General features: G+C 56.7%; 16 protein-coding genes and 1 riboswitch. Of the genes, 9 read left to right on the plus strand and 7 right to left on the minus strand.

Annotated elements, in window-relative coordinates:
* Nucleotides 1–144: 144 nt before the first annotated feature.
* On the minus strand, nt 145–1,434 hold the full coding sequence (locus FHW16_RS27790) for an amidohydrolase family protein (protein ID WP_182552686.1): 1,290 nt from the start codon (nt 1,432–1,434) through the stop codon (nt 145–147).
* Between the two features lie 261 nt (nt 1,435–1,695).
* Between FHW16_RS27790 and FHW16_RS27795 the strand changes: the two genes are divergently transcribed.
* Nucleotides 1,696–2,760, plus strand: a complete 1,065-nt coding sequence (locus FHW16_RS27795) for a GSU2403 family nucleotidyltransferase fold protein (RefSeq protein WP_182552688.1) — start codon at nt 1,696–1,698, stop codon at nt 2,758–2,760.
* 40 nt (nt 2,761–2,800) lie between these two features.
* Here FHW16_RS27795 and gcvP read toward each other — a convergent pair whose 3' ends face one another.
* The 4 genes from gcvP to FHW16_RS27815 form a co-directional block, all read right to left on the minus strand.
* Complete coding sequence (gene gcvP, locus FHW16_RS27800) at nt 2,801–5,599, minus strand: aminomethyl-transferring glycine dehydrogenase (protein ID WP_182552690.1); 2,799 nt, start codon at nt 5,597–5,599, stop codon at nt 2,801–2,803.
* Between the two features lie 10 nt (nt 5,600–5,609).
* Nucleotides 5,610–5,987: a glycine cleavage system protein GcvH gene (gcvH, locus tag FHW16_RS27805; protein ID WP_182552720.1), complete on the minus strand. Its 378-nt coding sequence runs from the start codon at nt 5,985–5,987 to the stop codon at nt 5,610–5,612.
* The gene (gcvT, locus tag FHW16_RS27810) at nt 5,984–7,087 is read right to left on the minus strand and encodes a glycine cleavage system aminomethyltransferase GcvT (RefSeq protein WP_182552692.1); all 1,104 of its coding nucleotides are present in this window, start codon (nt 7,085–7,087) and stop codon (nt 5,984–5,986) included. The genes gcvH and gcvT overlap by 4 nt, the downstream gene beginning before the upstream one ends.
* A gap of 150 nt (nt 7,088–7,237) precedes the next feature.
* Nucleotides 7,238–7,334: riboswitch (glycine riboswitch) on the minus strand.
* A 129-nt stretch (nt 7,335–7,463) separates the two neighbouring features.
* A complete protein-coding gene (locus tag FHW16_RS27815) occupies nt 7,464–8,657 on the minus strand; it encodes an adenylate/guanylate cyclase domain-containing protein (RefSeq protein ID WP_182552694.1) in 1,194 nt (397 codons plus the stop codon).
* Between the two features lie 396 nt (nt 8,658–9,053).
* Between FHW16_RS27815 and FHW16_RS27820 the strand changes: the two genes are divergently transcribed.
* The 8 genes from FHW16_RS27820 to FHW16_RS27855 all read left to right on the plus strand — a co-directional run bounded on the left by FHW16_RS27820 (nt 9,054) and on the right by FHW16_RS27855 (nt 18,249).
* A complete protein-coding gene (locus FHW16_RS27820) occupies nt 9,054–10,058 on the plus strand; it encodes an LLM class flavin-dependent oxidoreductase (protein WP_182552696.1) in 1,005 nt (334 codons plus the stop codon).
* Nucleotides 10,059–10,074: 16 nt separating this feature from the next.
* Nucleotides 10,075–11,427: an LLM class flavin-dependent oxidoreductase gene (locus FHW16_RS27825; protein ID WP_182552698.1), complete on the plus strand. Its 1,353-nt coding sequence runs from the start codon at nt 10,075–10,077 to the stop codon at nt 11,425–11,427.
* On the plus strand, nt 11,427–12,641 hold the full coding sequence (locus FHW16_RS27830; protein WP_182552700.1) for a M20 aminoacylase family protein: 1,215 nt from the start codon (nt 11,427–11,429) through the stop codon (nt 12,639–12,641). Before FHW16_RS27825 ends, FHW16_RS27830 begins: the two co-directional genes overlap by 1 nt.
* Complete coding sequence (locus FHW16_RS27835; RefSeq protein WP_182552702.1) at nt 12,638–13,189, plus strand: GNAT family N-acetyltransferase; 552 nt, start codon at nt 12,638–12,640, stop codon at nt 13,187–13,189. The genes FHW16_RS27830 and FHW16_RS27835 overlap by 4 nt, the downstream gene beginning before the upstream one ends.
* A 217-nt stretch (nt 13,190–13,406) precedes the next feature.
* Nucleotides 13,407–15,212, plus strand: coding sequence for an amino acid ABC transporter permease/ATP-binding protein (locus tag FHW16_RS27840; RefSeq protein ID WP_182552704.1), 1,806 nt, complete (start codon nt 13,407–13,409; stop codon nt 15,210–15,212).
* Between the two features lie 43 nt (nt 15,213–15,255).
* Nucleotides 15,256–16,191, plus strand: coding sequence for an ABC transporter substrate-binding protein (locus FHW16_RS27845; protein WP_182552706.1), 936 nt, complete (start codon nt 15,256–15,258; stop codon nt 16,189–16,191).
* Nucleotides 16,192–16,228: 37 nt separating this feature from the next.
* Complete coding sequence (locus FHW16_RS27850) at nt 16,229–17,278, plus strand: LLM class flavin-dependent oxidoreductase (RefSeq protein WP_182552707.1); 1,050 nt, start codon at nt 16,229–16,231, stop codon at nt 17,276–17,278.
* Between the two features lie 35 nt (nt 17,279–17,313).
* The gene (locus FHW16_RS27855) at nt 17,314–18,249 is read left to right on the plus strand and encodes an ABC transporter substrate-binding protein (protein WP_182552708.1); all 936 of its coding nucleotides are present in this window, start codon (nt 17,314–17,316) and stop codon (nt 18,247–18,249) included.
* A 56-nt stretch (nt 18,250–18,305) separates the two neighbouring features.
* Here the strand turns inward: FHW16_RS27855 and FHW16_RS27860 are convergent, their stop codons facing one another.
* Nucleotides 18,306–20,705 (minus strand): aldehyde dehydrogenase family protein, encoded by a 2,400-nt coding sequence (locus FHW16_RS27860; RefSeq protein WP_182552709.1) that lies wholly within the window; start codon nt 20,703–20,705, stop codon nt 18,306–18,308.
* An 11-nt stretch (nt 20,706–20,716) separates the two neighbouring features.
* On the minus strand, nt 20,717–21,676 hold the full coding sequence (gene deoC, locus FHW16_RS27865) for a deoxyribose-phosphate aldolase (RefSeq protein ID WP_182552710.1): 960 nt from the start codon (nt 21,674–21,676) through the stop codon (nt 20,717–20,719).
* Nucleotides 21,677–21,693: the final 17 nt, after the last annotated feature.

The following is a 21,693-nucleotide window of genomic DNA, read 5'->3' on the forward strand; positions in this document are numbered from 1 at the left end:
GTCAATCTGGGAGTAGGTGCGTTCCACGGGCGGTTCCTTGCATTGGATAAACCATTGTTATCTATTGCAAGTCGCACTTCATCCTTGAACCCACCCGGCTACACATCAAAGTTGCATAATCTATCTTATGGAACTCAAACTATCTTAGCGAAGATTGGGCGCATAATCCGCAGGATCAACCGCATCGGGACGGCCATTCAATGCAAGAGTGCTGATGCGTTTCGGCGTATGAGCAATCACTTTTCCGGCTTTGATCACCGCAAGCCGTGTTGCCTTGAGGCGGATAGCTTCGATCGTATCGGCAGCCTGCAGCAGCACCATGTCCGCCTTGCAACCCACATCAAGACCATAATCGTCCAGATTGAGTATCTTGGCAGGCTCAGTCGTAACGGCCGCAAAGCATTGACGCATGGCGTTGCGGCTCGTCATCTGCGCCACATGCAACCCCATGCTCGCGACATCAAGCATGTCAGCCTGACCAAGTGAATACCAAGGGTCCATCACGCAGTCATGCCCGAATGCTACGGTAACGCCATGCGCAAGGAGTTCCGGCACACGAGTCATGCCCCGGCGCTTCGGGTAGGTATCATGGCGGCCCTGAATTCCAATATTGATGAGCGGATTGGCTATTGCCGCAACGCCGGCTTCCGCAATCAGCGGTAAAAGCTTGCTTACATAATAATTGTCCATCGAATGCATCGATGTCAGATGCGAACCCGTGGAACGGCCTCCAAGCCCAAGACGCTGGGTTTCATAAGCCAGTATTTCGATGTGCCGTGACAGCGGATCATCTGTCTCGTCACAGTGCAGATCAATCATCAGGCCGCGGTCGGCCGCAATCTCGCAGAGCGCTTTGACGCTTGCCGCACCGTCGGCCATGGTCCGTTCGAAATGCGGAATACCGCCCACCACGTCAACGCCGAGGTCAAGAGCCCGCTTGAGCAGATCGACTGCACCGGGATAGCGGTAATAGCCGTCCTGAGGGAAAGCCACCAGTTGCAGTTCGATATAGGATGCCACCTGTTTCTTGACTTCGAGGAGCGCTTCGACACCCAGCAGGCGCTCGTCACAGATATCCACATGGGTCCGGATAGCAAGAAGTCCCTGCGTGACCGCCAGATCGCAATAGCGCAATGCACGTTCGATTACGGCTTCATGGGTGAGAAGCGGTTTCAATTCACCCCATATCTGAATTCCGTCGAGCAGGCGCCCACTTTCGTTTAAACGCGGCTGGCCGAGCGACAGCGTTGCGTCCATGTGAAAATGACTATCTACAAAGGGTGGCGAAACCAACAGGCCACCGGCATCGATTGTCTCCCCCGCCTCCCCGCCGAGATTGATTTCAACAGCGATAATACGGCCGGATTTCACGCCAATATCAATACCCGTACGGCCATCTGGCAAGGTTGCGTTGGTGACTTTAAGATCAAACATGGAACCTCTTTGGCTATTTCGCCGATTGCTTTTGCATCTACTTAATAGGCAATCATCAGCTGTCGGCAATGGGCAAGCGATGCTGTAACTGGTTTGCGCTGATGCAGCGCCTTCATATCATTCATTGAAAAATAACAGATTATCCCCATTTATAGAAATTCTAGGCATAAAAGGGATATTCCTTTTAATATCAACTTCCTAATTTAATTACACCGGTGTATTATCCCTCTTGTGGGTAGAAGCGCAAGATTTGGGGATAACATGAGTAAATTCAGAGAATTATCTTCCGAACAGATACGCCAGTTGATCGACACCGAACAGGCTTACGATGTCTATCAGACCAGCCTGAAGGAATATGAGTTGCGTTTTTCCGGATCAATGTCCTGGAAGAAAAGCACGAATGACAAGGAATATCTGTATAAAAAGACGAACGGGATCTGGAAATCACTGGGTCCGCGCGCGGCCGAGACGGAAGCCATATTCGGCCAGTTCCATACCGGTCGCGAGAGTTCGAAGACACGGGTCTCGCGGCTGGCAAAAAGGCTGGATGAACTGGCACCCGTCAACCGGGCAATGGCGCTTGGCCGGGTTCCGCTCCTAACGGCACGCATCATCCGCGCACTCGACAAATCCGGACTGATCGGCACAGCGGTCGATGTGGTCGGCACCAACGCGCTCTTTGCCTATGAACGCATGGCAGGTGTCCAGATTGCGGGCGGGCTTCTGTCGACACAAGATGTCGATCTGCTGTTTGACTCCCGTTTCAGTCTCCGGCTGATCAGCAAGGATTTCTCGCACAAGGGCTTGATCGGGCTCTTGCAGAAGATCGATCATTCTTTTGTGCCTCTGGTGAGGAATGGATATCGCGCTGCCAATCGCGACGGCTTTCTCGTTGACCTGATCAAGCCTACCCCGAAAGACCGCATGTCAACGCGGGAGAAAGCGCGCTTTAGCGCCGATGAAGAGGACCTGCAAGCCATTGAGATCGAAGGCCTGGCATGGCTCGTCAACAGTCCGAAAACCTCCGCTGTCGTCATCGACGAAAAAGGCTATCCGCTGGATTATACTTGCCCTGACCCGCGCGCTTTTGCCCTGCACAAGTTATGGCTGTCGCGCCGCGCCGATCGCGATGCGGCCAAACGCGTGCGTGACGAATTGCAGGCAAGAACTGTTGCCGGATTGATCCGGACACGGCTCCCGCATTTGTCCTTTGAGGCAAACGACCTGCAAGCACTCCCCATGGCGTTGCGGCAGTTGGCTCCAGAACTTGAGCCGATGCCTGAAGGTGATCCCGACGAAAGTCTGAGTCTCACGCCAAACTGGTAGAAAAACCCTCCCCGATGTGCTCCGGAAGGGGTGCTTTGTCTTAGCTGTAAGCCTGCATGGGCGGACAGGCGCAGACGAGATTGCGATCGCCCGCCACGTTGTCAATACGCGACACCGGCGGCCAGTATTTCGGGTTCTCTTCGCTCTCGCCGGCGGGCAAGCTGGCTTCCCTACGGGTGTAGGGATGCGACCAGTCATCGGCCAGCACGTCACCCGATGGGTGCGGTGCATTGACCAGCGGATTGTCGTCACGTGGCCAGATACCGTTCGCAACCTTTTCCGCTTCTCCAGCAATGAGGATCATAGCATCGCAGAACCGGTCGATTTCCCGCTTGGATTCTGATTCCGTCGGTTCGACCATCAGCGTACCGGCAATCGGCCAGGACATGGTCGGCGCGTGGAAGCCGTAATCGATGAGGCGCTTGGCAATATCCTCGACGCTGATCCCGGCACTGTCCTTCAGAACACGGGTGTCGAGAATGCACTCATGTGCCACCCGGCCATTCTGTCCCTTGAACAGAACGGGGTAATGGCTTTTCAGCCGCTCGGCGATGTAGTTGGCATTGAGAATGGCCATCTCGGTTGCGCGCTTAAGGCCCGCACCACCCATCATGCGGATATACATCCATGTGATGGGAAGAATGGATGCGCTGCCAAACGGTGCCGCGGAAACCGCATGCTGCGATCCCTTGGCCACATGGCCCGGCAGAAACGGAGCAAGATGCTTCTTCACACCGATAGGACCAACGCCCGGCCCACCGCCGCCATGGGGAATGCAGAAGGTCTTGTGCAGGTTCATATGGCAGACATCCGCACCGATATCACCAGGACGGGCTAGCCCGACCAGCGCATTGAGATTAGCGCCATCGAAATAGACCTGTCCTCCATGCTGATGAATGACAGCGCAGATATCCTTGACGCCTTCCTCGAACACACCGTGGGTTGATGGGTAAGTGATCATCAATGCTGCAAGGTTGGCGCTGTGCAGTTCGGCCTTTGCCTTGAGATCCGCAAGATCAATATCGCCAGCCTCTTCACACGCCACGACGACCACGCGCATGCCTGCCATATGGGCACTCGCCGGATTTGTGCCGTGTGCCGATTCCGGAATGAGGCAGATGTCGCGATGCGCGTCGCCCCGGTCCAGATGATAACGGCGAATGGCCAAAAGACCGGCATATTCACCCTGACTCCCGGCATTAGGCTGCAATGAAACAGCGTCAAAGCCGGTGATCTCGGAAAGCCATCTGTCCAGATCATCAATCATGGACTTGTAGCCAAGCGCATGGTCAGCGGGAGCAAATGGATGCACGTTGGCAACGCTGTTCCAGCTGACCGGCAGCATTTCCGCAGCCGCATTAAGCTTCATCGTGCAGGAACCGAGCGGGATCATCGCGCGGTCGAGCGCCAAATCCTTATCCGCAAGGCGACGCAGGAAACGCATCATTTCCGTTTCAGAACGCTGCTGATGGAAGACGGCCTGTGTCATGAAACCCTCGGCTTGCCTTTCACCGGGCAATGTTGCCTTTGCGTCAGCTGGCAAGCTTGCACCGAAGAGCGCAACCAGCGCCTTCAGATCATCTTCCGTTGTCGTTTCATCGACCGTGATGCCCAGCCGGTCCTGATCGACGATGCGCAGCAAACGTCCGCCCTTTTCCGCTTCCGCTGCGATGGAGACAGCCTTGCCGGGAATAGTGACCGTAACCGTATCGAAGAAATGCGCTCCGGCAATGGAGAGGCCTGCGCCTGTCAATGCAGCAGCCAACCTGGCAGCCTGCGCATGCACACCGCGCGCGATGGCTTGCAGCCCCTGCGGACCATGCCAGATGGCATAGGATACCGCCATGTTGGCAAGCAGCGCCTGCGCGGTGCAAATGTTTGATGTCGCCTTGTCGCGGCGGATATGCTGCTCGCGCGTCTGCAGGGCAAGGCGATAGCCTGCCCGTCCCTTGCTATCGACAGACTGGCCGACCAGACGGCCGGGGATGAGCCGAGTCAGCGTTTCACTGACAGCTAGATAAGCGGCATGCGGGCCACCATAACCGATCGGTACGCCAAAACGCTGCATGGAACCGGCGGCAATGTCGACACCAGCTCTGGCAGGTGGGGCAGTGATGGTCAGAGCCAGCGGATCCGCAACGGCGATAACCAGCGCGCCAGCAGCCTTGGCTAGCTGAATAACCGAGGCATAATCACCGTAGACGCCTGTTGTATCCGGCCAGGGAACGATGATCGCAGCAACGCTGGCATCAATCTCGCCCTCACCCACGGTCATGCCCAATGGCTCCGCCCGGGTCTTGACCACATCGACGGTCTGCGGATGCAGAGCTCCGGCCAATACGATGCGGGTACGCTTTTCACGATGATGGCGATAGGCAATGCCAACAGCTTCTGCAACAGCTGTCGCTTCGTCCAGAAGGGAGGCAGAGGCCACAGGCAAGCCGGTCAGCTCCGTTACCAGCGTCTGAAAATGGAACAGCAGCTCGAGACGGCCCTGGCTGATTTCCGACTGGTAGGGTGTATAGGCGGTATACCAAGCCGGGTTCTCGAAGAGATTACGCAGGATAACCGCTGGCACATGGGTGCCATGATACCCCTGACCGATGAAGCTTTTGTGCGTCTTGTTCTGGCTCATCTTGGCAGCAAGCTCGGCCAGAGCTTCCGATTCACTGACAGCTTCAGGAATCTCGAGTGGCCGTTCAAGCCGGATGGATTTTGGCACGGCCTGCGCGATCAAGGTTTCCAGCGACGGAATGCCAAGAGCTGCCAGCATGGCGCGGGAGCCCTGTGTGCTCGGACCAATGTGGCGGTCAGCAAACGGAAATACGGTGTCTTTCATCATCATGCCTTCAGCCAATGATCGCTTTGTAGCCTGCCTCGTCGAGAAGGCCGGTCAGCTGGTCCGGATTGGACAGCTTCATCTTCCACAGCCAGCCGTCGCTTGCGGCGGCCGAGTTGACCAACGACGGATCGCTTGCCGTCGCGTCATTCACTTCAGTCACTTCACCATCCAGTGGTGCATAGACGTCGGATGCTGCCTTGACGGATTCCACGACAACCGTTGCATCGCCCTTGGACAAAGACTGACCGACATCCGGCAACTGGACAAAAACCAGATCGCCGAGCTGATCCTGCGCGTGATCGGTAATGCCGACCGTCGCAATGTCATTCTCGACGCGGACCCATTCGTGATCTTCGGTAAAATAAGTGGCTGCCATCTCAATTATCCTTTGTGGTAGCGATGTGGAGTGAAGGGAAGTGAATGAATTTCAACCGGGATGCGGCTGCCCCGCACCTCGGCAAAAACCTTGGAACCCAGCGCGGACAAGTCTTTGCTGACATAGCCCATAGCCACTGGAAAACCAGCAGATGGTCCAAAACCACCTGAGGTAACCAGTCCGACCTTGTTGCCATCGGCATCAAAGAGTTCGGCATCGGTGCGCACTGGCTGGCGGCCCTCTGGCTTCAGGCCGACGCGCTTCTTGGCCGAGCCTGTTGCGATCTTGGCAAGCAGTGCGTCCGCTCCGATAAAGCCTGCTGTCTCACGCACGGGCTTGGCAATAGCCCAGAGCAATCCGGCATCCACCGGATCATAATCCGGCGTAATGTCATGGCCGTGCAGGCAAAGACCCGCTTCAAGGCGCAGACTGTCGCGCGCGGCAAGGCCAACCCAGGCAACACGCTCATCGGCAAAGAGCTTTTCAACGAGTGCCCGGGCGTCGGCTTCCGGCAAACCGATCTCAAAACCATCCTCGCCGGTATAGCCGGAACGGCTCATGAACCAGCCGGGCTTAGGCTCAAATCCATGCATGAACGCGAGATCCGTTCCGGCAATGCCAGCCTTGCGCAGCACATCAACAGCCTGCGGCCCCTGAATGGCAATGAACACCCGGTCCAGCGCGTCGATCCTGCAGTCGAATCCCTTGGCCACCCCGCGCAGATGCGCTTCATCAGCCGCCGCATTTCCGGCATTGGCAACGACCATGAAATGATCATCACCAAGCCGGGTGATGATCAAATCGTCGAGGATGCCTGCCTCGTCATTGAGGAAAAATGTGTACTTCGACTGACCTATATGGAGCGCTGACGCATCCAGCGGGCAAGCGCGCGCGAGCAGCGCCGCCGCCTGCGGTCCGGCAACGTCGAAAAGCTGCATGTGCGAGATATCGAAGAGCCCGGCTTTTTCGCGTGTATGAAGATGTTCCTTCATCACACCGAGCGGATAGGTGATCGGCATTGACCAGCCAGCAAAACCGCCGAAGCGCGCATTCGCCGCCTTATGCAGATCATCAAGCGGCAATTGTTTCAGATTTTCTTCTGTGCCCATTTTTACTCCAGAGACGTGCAAAGACCTCCGCCACGCGGCGGAACATTTCTTTGCCCCTCTGTCGGAAGCCTGAGAGACTCGCTCAATCAGGACCCCTGACTGAACTTACACCTTCGGCGCGGAGTTTCCCCCGACTTTCCAGAGTTGCCTTCCCGGTTTGCGGTTCCTGATACCTGAGAGATTTCGGGCGATTTCCCCTTCGGTGGCCTGCATATTTCTATGCACGACACTCTCCCGCAAACTGACAGGGCCGAAGCCCTCGACAGGCTGGACCATAGCGCAACGGCCTTGGCCTGTCATCGTGCAATCGGTCAATTTGCCGTTTTATGGACAGAAATTGTCTGATTGAGAATACCCGACCAATGGACGAAAACCTTCACCGTGTCAGCGCAATGACTCCAAGTGCCTGCCCTCTGCCCTTCACGCCGTGAAAACCCAGGTCCTTTACCTTGATATCATTGGACAATTTTATGCGCTGCACCAGATCACTGGAGATCAAAACTGGCGCTTCGAGCGTACGGCACAAGCTCTCCAATCGCGCGGTCGTATTCACCGTGTCGCCGAAATAGGTGATCTTGTGATGATCAACACCAATTTCGGCGGTGATAACAGGACCGCCATGCAGTGCGGCCCGCAACCGAGGCACCTGTCCGAATCGCTCCAGCCATTGAGTAGCGTTCGCTTCGATGACATCAAGAATGTCAAAAACGCAGCGAACACAACTTGCATCCTTGATCCCCCGCTCTATGGGCCAAGTGATGATGGCGGAGTCGCCGACATAATCATCAATGGCGCCGCGATGCCGCCGTACTGGCTCGGCAAACTCTGCAAACAGCGCACCGAGAAACTGTTGGGCGCGCAGATCACCGTGTTTTTCGGCAAAGGACGTGGATCCGACAAGATCAATGAACAGGAAGACCCTTTCTTCGGCGACGGGCTGACGATACCGGCCGATGACAAGGCTGGTAAAAATATCGCGGCCGAGCAATTCGCGAACACGCAGGAAGAAAGTCATAAGCGCTGTAACACCCAACGTGTAGAGCAGCACATTGGGCGGAAGAACAACTGAATCAAAGAATGACGTGGTCACCATACCCAGGCTCCACAGCGTGGCACCGCACAGCGCAAATCCGATATTGATCAAGATGTAATAGATCGTCAGCCCCACCAGAATGAAGCTGAAGGTGGGCAATGAATTCATCCAGAGATGCAGCCTGGGGAAAATCAGGCCCCGCTCAAAGGCCAGCAACGGCGTGCAGATACAAAGCCCGAAAATGGCACCGACGAATGGCGACCCCCCATAGACCACCACGCTATAGAAAACGCCGCTTGCCGCAACAACGGTGAGGATCACGATCCAGAAACCGAACGAATTGCGTGTCCTGACCCACGCGTGCAGCTTCGGCAAGGCGGAGCGCCGTTCAAAAGCCAGCACAGGAATGCAGACACACACGGCAACAAAGGCACCCATGAAGGACGATCCCTCATATACCAGCGGGCTGGACAGGAAACCGCCAACTGCAACCACGGCGAGGACAATCATCCAGAAGCCGAGTGAAATCCTGCGCATGATTGCCTCCCCCCAATACGAATGCAGCGAAGCTGGTTGCAAAGATCGCAATATTGCCATCGCCGGGAACAGCCTGCGTCAGGCAGGCCCATCTGTCTAAGTGATAAATTGCATAACTCAATATCGACGGAACACGCGTTCCTCACACAGGTGCAGATCATCATTGAATGTGGTTCATTCAAGACGGCACGAACAAAAACCCGTTCAGTTCAAAAGAGATGCCGGGCAACGACACTCTTTGCACTGAAGAATATTTATACAGTTTCACGGCTATTTTTTAGCAAAGCGTTCTTTGACGGAGCCCGAAATTCGATAAAATCTGATCGCCTCTGAAAACGGAGTCCGTATCGCCAAGAGCGATGTGCGACTTCAAGCATATGGAGGCCATACCCCAAAATGGGCTATGCACTGAGTTTACTCGACAAAAGTCCAATCTATGACGGCGAAACGGCAAGTGTCGCACTGAAGCGCAGCGTTGCTCTTGCCCGTCAGGCCGAACAATGGGGTTTTCATCGGTTCTGGGTGGCAGAACACCATGACGCACCCACGCTGGCGAGCTCTTCGCCGGAAGTGCTGATTGCATTTCTGCTGGCCAGTACAAGCCGGATCCGCGTCGGTTCCGGTGGTGTCATGCTGCAGCATTACAGTCCCTACAAGGTCGCGGAAAATTTCAATGTGCTGGCAGCGCTGGGACCCGACCGTGTGGATCTCGGCGTGGGCAAAGCCCCCGGTGGACTACCATTCTCGACCCGCGCGCTGCAAGGCATTGTCCCCCGGCCGGAGAAGCAGGATTTTGCCGCCCAGCTCGCTCAGCTCAGCGCCTTTCTCGACAAAGGCCTCCCGGAGAATGATCCGCTAACGGGGGTGCAAGCGACACCACGCCCTGCCGTCACTGCAAGCCGTTTCCTGCTTGGAGCAAGCGTCGACAGCGCGCTGCTAGCAGCATCCCAAGGCTGGGATTTTGTCTTCGCCAGCCACCTTAATGGCGACGAGACGATCCTCCAGCAGACGCTCGATGCGTATCGGAAAGAAGCGCCTGATCGCGTGCCTCTCCTTGCCGTTGGAATCGTGGCCGCTGAAACGGATGCGGAGGCTGAACGACTGACAGGCAATATCCAGCACTACAAGGTGCATGTGGAAAATGGCCAGAGCGTAACGGTCGGCAGCGTGGAACAGGCAGAAGAATATGCCCGACAGGCAGGTGCTACCAATTACCGGATCGAGAAGAAGACGCCCAACGTCCTGCGCGGCTCGGCACGCACGGTCACAGGTCACCTCGATCGGTTGCACGACCGCTACGGCATAGGCGAATTCATCATCGACACACCCATCAATGACGCCGCGAAGCGCCTCCGGTCCATCGAACTTCTGGCCCAGGCCCAGTTCGCCGCCGCAGCATGATCAAGGAGACTTTCCAATGACCAAGCGATCCATTCCGTTCGGCGTGATGCTGCAAGGTGCCGGCGGCCACATGAACTCGTGGAAACACCCGAGATCACCCGTCGATGCCAGTGTCAATTTCGATTTTTTTGTGCGCAATGCACGCAAAGCCGAGGAGGCGGGCATTGCCTTCGCCTTCGTCGCTGACGGACTTTACATCAACGAAAAATCCATTCCGCATTTTCTCAATCGCTTCGAACCGATTGCCATTCTGTCGGCATTGGCCGCGACAACGTCGAAACTTGGCCTGGTCGGTACGGTCTCGACCTCTTACAGCGATCCGTTCACCGTTGCGCGGCAGTTTGGCTCGATCGACAAAATCAGCAATGGCCGCGCAGGCTGGAACGCGGTCACCTCCCCGCTCGAAGGCTCGGCGAAGAATTACGGCCGCGACCACCCCGATCATGCCCTGCGTTACGAAATTGCGGATGAGCATCTCGAAGTGGTCAAGGGCCTGTGGGATTCATGGGACGACGACGCCTTTGTCCGCAACCGTGAGACAGGCCAGTTCTTTGACAGGGCCAAGCTGCATCACCTGAATCATCACGGCCGATTCTTCAACTCTGAAGGTCCGCTGAATATCAGCCGTTCCGAGCAGGGACAGCCGGTTATCTTTCAAGCCGGATCATCCGATGATGGCATCGACCTTGCCGGCAAGCATGCGGATGGCGTGTTCACCAATCATGTGCCGATCGAAGAAGCGCAGACCTTCTATCGCCGGGTAAAACAGAGCGCGGTCGCGCATGGCCGCAAGCCCAGCGACGTCCTGATTTTCCCGGGTATCGCCCCTATCGTCGGCGCAACGGATGAGGAAGCGGAGGCAAAGTACCGTATTATCCGCGATCTCGTGACTGTCGACGAGGCGCTTGCCTATCTCGGCCGCTTCTTTGATCATCACGATTTCAGCGCCTACCCCATTGATGCGCCGTTCCCGGAACTCGGCGATGTCGGCAAGAACAATTTCCGCTCCACGACAGACCGCATCAAGCGCAACGCCAGGGAGAAAGGCCAGACCTTGCGTGAAGTCGCGCTGGAAGTCACGACGCCGCGCAATGCTTTCACCGGCACGCCGCAAAAGATCGCCGATGAGTTGATCCACTGGGTTGATACTGAAGCAGCCGACGGGTTTATTCTGGGCTTTCAGATCCTGACCGAGGGGCTTGAGGACTTTATACGCGATGTGCTGCCACTGCTCGAAGAGCGCGGCTATCACGACAAAGTATTGCCCGGCACAACCTTGCGCCAAAATATCGGCCTGCCGTTTCGCGAAAGTCGTTACGCCAAAGCCGATGAGGGCACAAAGGAACGCATCAAAGAGACGGCACTCTGATGGGCCAGCCAACAGATAGGGTCGAGGAGAAAATCGGCAGCTATCTCGATGAGATGGTTGCTCTTCGCCATGACCTGCATCGAAATCCCGAACTGGGTTACAACGAGCACCGCACCAGCGAACTCGTTGCCGACCGGTTGCGTGATTGGGGCTATGACGTCACCAGAGGCGTGGGCAAGACTGGCGTTGTCGGAACCCTGCAGAACGGAAATGGACCAAAACGGCTCGGTATTCGCGCCGATATGGATGCGTTGCCCATCATCGAAGCGACGGGCCTGCCCTATGCCAGCACCACATCAGGGAAAATGCATGCCTGCGGCCATGACGGACATACCACTATCCTGTTGACCAGCGCCCGCTATCTGGCCGAAACGCGGGATTTTTCCGGCACCCTCAACGTTATTTTCCAGCCGGCAGAAGAAGGTGGTGCCGGTGCCCGCAGCATGGTTCGCGACGGTCTGTTCAAGCGGTTTCCCTGCGATGCAGTGTTCGGCCTCCACAACTGGCCAGGCGTTCCGACGGGCCAGTTCGGCTTCATCACTGGCCCGGCCATGGCTTCTGTCGACAAGGTAACGGTCCGGATTATCGGCAAGGGTGGCCACGGCGCCCGCCCCCAGGAAACCATTGATCCGGTGGTGGCCAGTGCATCGTTCATCATGGCTCTGCAGAGCATTGTCGCCCGTAACATTGATCCGCTGGATGCTGCGGTGATTACGGTCGGGACCATCCATGCCGGCATCGCTCCCAATGTCATACCCGACAGTGTCGAGCTGGAGCTGACGGTGCGAACCTTCCGCAAGGAGGTGCGGGAAACCATCAAGTCCCGCCTCACCACGCTGGCCAACGCACAGGCCGAGAGTTATGGCGCCGTCGCTGACGTGACATATCCCAGCGGTTATCCTGTGCTCGTCAATCATGCCGATGAGACGGAGTTTGCCCGGAACGTGGCACTTGAGCACTTCGGCGACGCGCGGATCGAAAAGGAATTCCGGCCGATCTCTGCCAGTGAGGATTTTGCCTTCATGCTGCAGGAAATACCGGGAAGTTACCTTTTTCTTGGCAATGGCGACAGCGCTCCACTGCATAGCCCCCTCTACAATTTCAATGACGAGATTTTGCCTGGGGCCGCCCGCTATTGGGTAAAGCTGACCGAGACTTATCTCGCCAGAAGCCCCTCCGACAGACTATCCGACAAGAACGCGAGACAATCATGACTGATGTTTTTGTTTATACGACACCGAATGATGAACGCTCCCAGCCCCTTATAGAAGCGCTGATCATTGAGTATGAAACGCGCTATGGCAATTTCTATGGCGAACCGGCGCGCAACGAATTGAGTCGTTATCCAGCCGAACTGTTTGCCCCTCCCCATGGTGCCTTTCTGCTCCTGATCCGGGATGGCCAAACAATCGGCGGCGGTGCATTCAAGCGTTATGACGAGCATACTGCAGAACTCAAGCGCATCTGGACCCATTCGGATTTGCGTCAGCAGGGCCTTGCGCGCAAAGTCGTAACCGAACTCGAAGAGCAGGCCGCACGCCAAGGCTATACGCGAATTTATCTCACCACGGGGTTCCGGCAGCCTGAGGCAAAGGAACTGTATCTGCGTTCGGGATATACGGCCCTTTTCGATGTCAACGCCGACCCGGAAGTTTACAGACACCTTCCCTTTGAAAAGGATATCAGCGCACTAGCCGCGCAACTTTCAGCGGCTGCTGTCTCTGCTTCCTCCGACCACGATCTCCTGCGTCAGGCCGGATAATTGGACCAACGCCACGATTACTCAAAACGTGGGATTTCATGCTCAAGAAATCCCGTTCTTTGCAACAATGCTTCTCCAACCACACCGAATTCGCAGTCTGCCATCTTTGACTGTTTCACTTAAACACTACTAAATCAGTCGAGTAAAACGAGCCCGCAAAAGCTTTCCGATGCGGGATCACTCGACTGAAAAGTGTTGCATAGGGGAATTTGGAAGTATGGCGATTACAGCAGACTATTCGAATGCGCATTCCGTCCAGCCACCCGCCGCCACAACCGAGGATTACACGCACTACAAGATTGTAAAAGCGAAATATCCGGCGCGTTTCTTTGGAACATTGTTTGCTGCGCTCATCATTGCTGTAACGCTTCAATCCATTCTAACCAACCCCAAGTGGGGGTGGAACGTTTTTGCCGAATGGTTCTTTTCGGCACCCGTCCTGGCTGGCCTGGCGCGCACACTCCTGCTGACGGTACTGGCAACCATACTCGGTTTCGCGCTGGGAACGGCACTTGCACTCGCGCGCGTGTCGAAATCACCACTTTTGTCGGGGCTCTCGTGGGCCTATATCTGGCTGTTGCGCTCTATCCCGCTGATCGTGCTGCTGCTCATCCTCAACAATCTCGGCTATCTCTACGCTACGGTGCGGATCGGCGTTCCCTACACGGATATTCTTTTCGCCGAATATCCAACCATCTCTATCCTCAGCCCCTTTGCAGCGGCGCTTATCGGTCTCAGCCTCAATCAGGCGGCGTTTTCATCCGAAATCATTCGCGGCGGTATCCTGTCCGTCGATCAGGGACAGCTTGAAGCTGCTGCGGCTCTTGGTCTTTCGCGGCGCAGACAGGCGTTCCGCATCGTCCTGCCGCAGGCCATGCGCACCATTCTTCCCACCGGCTTCAACGAGATCATCGGGTTGGCCAAAGGCACATCCATGGTCTACGTGCTGGCTCTCCCCGAACTCTTCTACACCGTTCAGGTGATCTATCGCCGCAACCTTGAAGTTGTACCTTTGCTGATGGTGGCAACCGTCTGGTACCTGATCATCATGACCTTCCTGTCGGTCGCCCAGCATTATATCGAACGGCATTTTTCTAAGGGTGCCCTGCGCAACCCGCCTGCCCCGGTTTTCCGCAAGCTGTTTCGCCGACTTTTTGGCGCTCCGATCCTCACCCGCCCGCAGAACGTGGCCCTGTCGCCAGTACAAAACGTGGCCACGACCAGAACCAGTGACCGCAGCATACCGCTCGCCAAGTGGCGCTCCCCGGGGTCAGTTAAAATTCAGGGCGTGTCCAAGAGTTTCGGTCAGCTCAAGGTGCTCGACGATATTCGGCTCGACATCAAAGCCGGCAGCGTCACCGCGATCCTCGGTCCTTCCGGGTCTGGCAAATCCACCCTTCTGCGCACCATCAATCATCTCGAACGTGTCGATGATGGGTTCATCACCGTGGACGATGATCTGGTGGGTTATCGCAAGAGCGGCCGCACGCTCTACGAGCTGAAGGAGAAGGACATTCTCAAGCGCCGCGCCGACATCGGCATGGTGTTCCAGAGCTTCAACCTGTTCCCGCACCTGACCGTTCTCGAAAACATCATCGAGGCCCCAATCTCGCTGGGTCATCTCACCCGTCCGGAAGCCATTGGTCTTGCACGGGAACTGCTTGCCCGGGTTGGCCTCAGCGACAAGATCGAAGCTTATCCGCGCCAGCTATCCGGCGGTCAGCAGCAGCGTGTGGCCATCGCTCGGGCGCTGGCCCTCAGGCCAAAGGTCCTGCTGTTTGATGAGCCGACATCCGCACTTGACCCTGAGCTTGTTGGTGAGGTGCTCGATGTCATCAAGGAACTGGCGCGCTCCGGCACAACCCTCATCATCGTTACCCACGAGATCGGTTTTGCCCGGGAAGTGGCAGACACGGTGATCTTCATGGACGGCGGCAAGGTCGTCGAGACGGGATCCCCGGAACAGGTTCTGAACCGGCCAAGGAATGCCCGCACCAGCGAGTTCCTGGCAAAGGTCCTCTAGCTCCGGTGCTGGCTCCGGCATGCATACAATCAGGGAAAACAGAATGACGTTTCGACCAAACCTTGTCTCCTTTGCCCTTGCGGTGCTGATCGCCACGGTATCCGGTATCGTCATCGCTCATGCCGGGGGTTTCGATCTCAGCCCTGATCAAAGCGGCCGGGTTAGAGCCGAAAAGAGCGAAAAGGTCATCGCCTCGGTTCCCGCAACGTTCAAATTCGTCAGCGATAACACCTTGACTATCGGCATCAGCGTTGCTCATCCACCGCTCAGCACCTACGCAACGGACGCCAAGACCGTCGTTGGCTATGACCCGGATTTCGCCCAGCTCGTCGCCGATGTCCTTGGCAAGAAGCTGGAACTCGTCCCGATTGCCTGGGCCGACTGGCCGCTTGGCCTCGAATCCGGAAAGTTCGATGCCGTCATTTCCAATGTCGGCGTGACTGAGCAGCGCAAGGAAAAGTTCGATTTCTCCACCTATCGGCTTGGCCTGCATGGTTTCTACGTCAAGGCGGACAGCCCTATCACGTCGATAAAGGAACCAAAGGATATCGCCGGGCTCAAGATCATCACGGGTTCAGGCACCATCCAGGAAAAGATCCTTCTCGAATGGGACAAGCAGAATGTTGTCAAAGGTCTGAAGCCGGCGGAGCTTCAGTACTATGACGATGACGCCGTCAGTGCTCTTGCCATCCAGTCAGGCAGGGCGGATGCAGAATTTAATCCCAACGCGACGCAAGCCTATCGAGCCGCGATCGACCACAAAATCAAGCTGGTTGGAACCATAAATGCCGGATGGCCCCTGATCGCAGATGTGGCGATCACCACCCGCAAGGGAAGCGGTATTGCCGATAGCTTGACCGCGGCGATCAATGAACTGATTGCAGACGGCAAATATGCCAAGACGCTGGAACGCTGGCAGCTCAGCCCCGAAGCCCTCGACAAATCGCGGACAAACCCGCCCGGCCTGCCAAAAATCTGATTGGCCCGGTTCACGAACAAGCAACAAGGGCGTTCCCATGACGAACACATCCCTCTCCATCAATCACGTTGGCTTTCTCACGCCGGGCAATTACCGCGATGACAATCCGCATGAAGGGCTGGAGAATACGCTCCAGCTGCTGGAATTCGGCGAGAAGCTTGGATTTGACAGTGGCTGGGTGCGACAGCGTCACCTTGAGCATGGCATATCCTCGGCAGGTGTGTTTCTTGCCGCAGCGACCCAACGCACCAGCCGCATCCAGCTGGGAACAGCCGTTATCCAGATCGGTTACGAGAGCCCCTATCGGCTCGCTGAGGACCTTTCAACCGTCGACGTCCTGTCACGGGGGCGGCTCAATGTCGGCCTGAGTGCGGGCACTCCCGCTCATGCGGAGCTGCTTGGTCCGCTGGTTTTTGACGGCAACTGGAAGGACTACGATCTTTCTCATCAGCGGGTCATCCGATTTGCCGACAATCTGCGCGCGCAGTTTCTTGCCGATTCCCAGACATTCATTGCTACACCGGGAGGGCCGCAGCGTCCGCGCCTGCAACCTCATGCCGAGGGTCTGGTCAATCGGATCTGGTACGGCGGCGGCTCTCTGCGATCTGTGCGGTGGGCCGGCAAAAATGGCTTCAACCTTATGATCGGCAATGTCACAGCCGGGGAAGACACGGACGATTTCTTTGAAGCTCAGGGACGTCAGCTCGACGCGTACCACCACAATCTCGACGGTGTCTTCCGCCGTGTCTCGCTTGGACGTGTCATCGTCCCGACTGACAGCGCGGATGCTGCTACCCGAAAGAAATATGCAGACTATGCCGCAAGCCGTTATGAGCGCACGCTGAAACCACAGGGTGACCGCCGCACATTGTTTCCTAAAGACCTCGTCGGAACATCCGAGCAAATCCTAGAGCAGCTCTTCAACGACCCGATTGTTGCGCGCGTCGGAGAGTTGCGGCTGGAACTGCCCTACGAATTCCAGCAGCACGAGTATCAGCAGATCCTCTCCGATTTCATCTCCCACATCGCTCCGGAAATCGGCTGGGGCAATCAACCTGTGCGCATCAGTGCGGGGGCACGGCGTTGAACAACACTCAACAAACCACACTCAAGGGGTTATCCATGACAACCAGACTGCGACTTCTATCTCTCGTGGCCGGGGCATTCATTGCCGCAACGACAAATCTCGCCTTTGCAGCCGGAGACGGCTTCGATCTCAGCCCGGACCAGAAGGATCGCGTGCGGGCCGAGAAAAACGAGAAGGCCATCGAATCCGTTTCCAAGGGCTTCAAATTCGTCAGCGACGGCAAGCTGACCATCGGGTTGCACCCTTCCAATCCACCGCTCAGCACCTATGCCAATGATGCCACCACCGTTGTCGGTTTTGATGTCGATCTTGCGCAATTGGTGGCCGACAGCCTTGGACGCGAACTGGTACTGGTGCCGGTCGCGTGGGCCGACTGGCCGCTTGGACTTGAATCCGGCAAGTTTGATGCTGTGATTTCCAACGTCACCGTTACCGAACAGCGCAAGGAGAAGTTCGATTTCTCCACCTACCGTAAAGACGAGCTGGGCTATTACGTCAAAGCGGACAGCGCCATCAAAGCCATCAAGGAACCAAAGGATGTTGCCGGCTTGAAGATAATCACCGATGCGGGCACAAATCAGGAGAAAATTCTGCTGTCGTGGGACAAGGAAAATGTCGCCAAGGGTCTGAAACCCATCGAAGTCCAGTATTATGACGATGATGCCGTCAAATATCTGGCGATCGAATCCGGCCGCGCCGATGCGGTCTTCAGCGTGAATGCAACGCAGGCCTATAAGGCCGCTGTCAACGGCAAGACCAAGCTCGTGGGTACTGTCAGTGGCGGTTGGCCGATTACTGCCGAAGTTGCAGTCACCACCCGCAAAGGCAGTGGCGTGGCGGAAGGCGTTACAACAGCGCTTAACGCCGTGATCGCCAATGGCAAATACAAGCAGGTGCTCGAGCGCTGGAATCTCGGATCGGAGGCGATCGACAAGGCTTCCACCAATCCGCCCGGCCTGCCAAAGAGCTGAGACATTTAAATAAAAAAGACCGCACCGGCGCAAACCGGTGCGGTCTTTTGTTTGGCTTATTCCCCGTAGGGAACCCAGATATTCTTCACCTGGACGGCGCGGCGCAGATAATCCCTGCCCTGCCCTTGCTGCGTGCTTGTCCAGTTGCGCTGGCGACCATTGTTGACCCACGTGGCTTTCAGATTGCCGCATGATGCCTTTTCAACCATCGCACTGCCCTCCTTCGAGCCCGCATACCACAGGGCATCCACTTCATCGTGTTCAGCCAGAGTCTTGGCCAGAACATCGCTCTCGCCAGTAACGATATTCACCACACCATCAGGAACATCCGAAGTATCCAGCACCTGATAGAGATTGGCTGCGAGAAGCGGGTGCTTGGTGGATGGCACAGCCACGACGCGGTTGCCCATTGCAATGGCTGGCAGGACCAGTGAAATGAACGAGAGCAGCGGCTGGTCGTCCGGGCAGACGATGCCAACGACACCCCATGGTTCGTTCATTGCCAGGGTCACATGGCGCGACTTGGTGGAATGCACCGCGCCATCATACTTGTCGGACTGTGCGGCGTAATAGAATATCCGGCGGAGCGCGGTTGCAAACTCCTCAGCCGCCGCCTTCGCTGAAACACTAGTGCTTTCGACAAGCAATGCTTCAAACTCGGCCTGTCGCGCGCTGAGGTTTTCGCCGAGATAGTACAACACCTGCGCCCGGTTATGGGCTGTGACGCCGCTCCAGGAACCCGCCTTTGCTGCCGCTTCCACCGCATTGCGGATGTCCTTGCGATTGCCGATGCCAGCCTGACCGATAATCTGCCCGCCTTTGCCGACAACCGAATAGCTGTAGCCGCCATCGGGCCGGGCCTGCTTGCCGCCGATATAGTTCTTGACGGTGCGGTCTATCGCGCCACCAAAGGCCATTTTCGCCTCGCCATCCGGCGCTGCCGAAGGCTTGAATGCCTGTTCAACCTTACCGGCCGGCAGACGCTTCTCCCAATCGGCAGTCAGGTATTCGTAGAGCCCTTCGCGTCCGCCTTCACGGCCATAACCGCTTTCGCGGTAACCGCCAAAACCAGCACCCGCATCAAGCAGATTGGTTGAATTGATCCAGACAACACCCGCTTTGACGCGGGCCGCCATATCGAGGGCCAGATTGATGTTTTCCGACCAGATCGATGCTGCTAGTCCATATTTGGTATTGTTGGCAAGAGCGATGGCTTCATCGGGCGTACGGAATGTTGTGGCGGTGGCAACAGGCCCAAAAATCTCCACCTCGCATACGGTGGAAGCCGGCTCCACGTCGGTAAAGAAACCCGGCGCAAAGAAAGCACCCTTGGTTGGCAGTGTTACCGGTGCTTGCCAGAGGGTGCCGCCCTCGGTCTTGCCCTGCTCAACCAGTGAGGTGATACGTTTGAGCTGCCCCTTGGAGACAATCGCACCGACATCCATGGTCTTGTCGAGCGGATCTCCGACCCGCAGGGTTTCCATCCGCTTGCGCAGTTTTGTATAAAACCGCTCGGCAATGCCTTCCTGAATGAGAATGCGCGAACCGGCACAGCATACTTCACCCTGATTGAACCATATGGCATCGACCACACCCTCGATGGCACAATCGATATCGGCATCTTCAAACACGATGAAGGGCGACTTGCCGCCAAGTTCCAGGGACAGTTTCTTCTCCGAACCGGCGATCTGCTCCCTGATGATACGCCCGACCTCGGTCGATCCCGTAAAGGCTACCTTATCAATATCATCGTGGCCGCAAATCGCAGCACCTGTCGCACCGTCGCCGTGAACGATGTTGACCACACCGGCAGGCAGACCGATCTCGTGGCAAATCTCCGCAAAGGCGATGGCGGTCAATGGCGTCAGTTCGGCCGGTTTGAGAACGACCGTATTGCCAGCAGCAAGCGCCGGAGCAATTTTCCACGCCAGCATCAGCAGCGGGAAATTCCATGGGATCACCTGACCGCAAACACCCACAGGCGAAAAGCCCTCGAACTCTGTCTCGACCATTTCGGCCCAACCGGCATGATGGTAGAAATGCCGGGCAACCAGCGGAATATCGATATCGCGGGTTTCGCGAATCGGCTTGCCGTTGTCCATGGTCTCCAGAACAGAGAAAAAGCGCTCGCGCTTCTGGATATGGCGGGCAATGGCGTAGAGATATTTTGCGCGTTCGTGTCCCGGAAGTTTTGACCATTTGCCAAAGGCCGCGCGCGCTGCCTTCACGGCCGCATCAACGTCAGATGTTGTGCCGTGCGCAACCTTCGCCAGAACGATATCATTGGCCGGATTGATGACCGCAAATGTCTCACGGCCGTCAGTGCCGGTGAACTTGCCGTTGATGAAGTGACCAAAACCCGCCTCATTGGCATCAAGCCAATTCTGGACGTCGGTATTGCTCTCTGGTGCGGGGCCATATTCCATCGTGCGAAGAATATCCTTGATCTGTCCCATATTCCTGTTCCTCAAGCGAGTGCGTGGCGCGAAGACGCGGCGTAGCGACCCGTCACATAATGTTCCAACTGCCGTTCGATATCGCCGAGCATCGAGCTGGCTCCAAGCCGGAACAGATCCGGCTGCATCCATGGCAACCCCAATTCTTCCTTCATCAGGATCAGCCAGTTCATGGCATCCTTAGCCGTCTTCATCCCGCCCGCGGGCTTGAAGCCCACGATCTGGCCGGACAGTTCACCATAGTCCCGCAAGGCACGCAGCATGACCAGGCTGACGGGGAGCGTGGCGTTGACATCTTCCTTGCCGGTCGACGTCTTGATAAAATCGGCGCCAGCCTGCATCGCAACCATCGACGCGCGATAGACATTGCGCAGCGTGTTCAGATCGCCTGTTGCCAGAATGGCTTTCATATGTGCCTCTCCTGAAGCTTCGCGCATCCGGGAGATCTCATCGTAAAGTGCTGACCAGTTCTGGGTGAGAACGTGTTCACGCGTGATGACGATATCGATCTCCTTGGCACCCTCGCCAACCGCGTAGTGAATCTCGGCAAGACGCTGCGGCAGCGGTGTCAGTCCAGCTGGGAAACCCGTGGCAACGGAGGCAACAGGAATGCCTGACCCTTCCAATGCTTTGACCGCATAGGGGACCATCGTCGGATAGACGCAGACTGCACCGGTGGTGATATGCGCATCAGCCAGTCCAAGTGCTTCCAGAATATCGTCACGCACTGGCTTTTTTGCCTTGGCGCACAGGCGGCGGACACGGCCAGCTGTGTCGTCACCGGCAAGAGTGGTCAGATCAATGCAGGTGATCGCCTTGACCAGCCAAGCCGCCTGATACTCCTTCTTGACCGTTCGCCTGGTGGTCAATGTGGCGGCACGGCGTTCCGTCGCCGAACGGTTGACTGCAATGTCCTCGAACCAGTCAGGCTGAAGTTTCGTGCCTGTGTTGCGCGCGTGGGAATGTGGCATTTGGATTTCCGTGCCCT

Source organism: Phyllobacterium myrsinacearum (assembly GCF_014138285.1).
Lineage (GTDB): Bacteria > Pseudomonadota > Alphaproteobacteria > Rhizobiales > Rhizobiaceae > Phyllobacterium > Phyllobacterium myrsinacearum_A.

Excerpts from the sequence above, each read along its gene's own strand:
- FHW16_RS27790 (WP_182552686.1), bottom strand. The coding sequence starts at position 1,434 with ATGTTTGATCTTAAAGTCACCAACGCAACCTTGCCAGATGGCCGTACG.
- FHW16_RS27795 (WP_182552688.1), top strand. The coding sequence starts at position 1,696 with ATGAGTAAATTCAGAGAATTATCTTCCGAACAGATACGCCAGTTGATC.
- gcvP (WP_182552690.1), bottom strand. The coding sequence starts at position 5,599 with ATGAAAGACACCGTATTTCCGTTTGCTGACCGCCACATTGGTCCGAGC.
- gcvT (WP_182552692.1), bottom strand. The coding sequence starts at position 7,087 with ATGGGCACAGAAGAAAATCTGAAACAATTGCCGCTTGATGATCTGCAT.
- FHW16_RS27815 (WP_182552694.1), bottom strand. The coding sequence starts at position 8,657 with ATGCGCAGGATTTCACTCGGCTTCTGGATGATTGTCCTCGCCGTGGTT.
- FHW16_RS27820 (WP_182552696.1), top strand. The coding sequence starts at position 9,054 with ATGGGCTATGCACTGAGTTTACTCGACAAAAGTCCAATCTATGACGGC.
- FHW16_RS27825 (WP_182552698.1), top strand. The coding sequence starts at position 10,075 with ATGACCAAGCGATCCATTCCGTTCGGCGTGATGCTGCAAGGTGCCGGC.
- FHW16_RS27830 (WP_182552700.1), top strand. The coding sequence starts at position 11,427 with ATGGGCCAGCCAACAGATAGGGTCGAGGAGAAAATCGGCAGCTATCTC.
- FHW16_RS27835 (WP_182552702.1), top strand. The coding sequence starts at position 12,638 with ATGACTGATGTTTTTGTTTATACGACACCGAATGATGAACGCTCCCAG.
- FHW16_RS27840 (WP_182552704.1), top strand. The coding sequence starts at position 13,407 with ATGGCGATTACAGCAGACTATTCGAATGCGCATTCCGTCCAGCCACCC.
- FHW16_RS27845 (WP_182552706.1), top strand. The coding sequence starts at position 15,256 with ATGACGTTTCGACCAAACCTTGTCTCCTTTGCCCTTGCGGTGCTGATC.
- FHW16_RS27850 (WP_182552707.1), top strand. The coding sequence starts at position 16,229 with ATGACGAACACATCCCTCTCCATCAATCACGTTGGCTTTCTCACGCCG.
- FHW16_RS27855 (WP_182552708.1), top strand. The coding sequence starts at position 17,314 with ATGACAACCAGACTGCGACTTCTATCTCTCGTGGCCGGGGCATTCATT.
- FHW16_RS27860 (WP_182552709.1), bottom strand. The coding sequence starts at position 20,705 with ATGGGACAGATCAAGGATATTCTTCGCACGATGGAATATGGCCCCGCA.
- deoC (WP_182552710.1), bottom strand. The coding sequence starts at position 21,676 with ATGCCACATTCCCACGCGCGCAACACAGGCACGAAACTTCAGCCTGAC.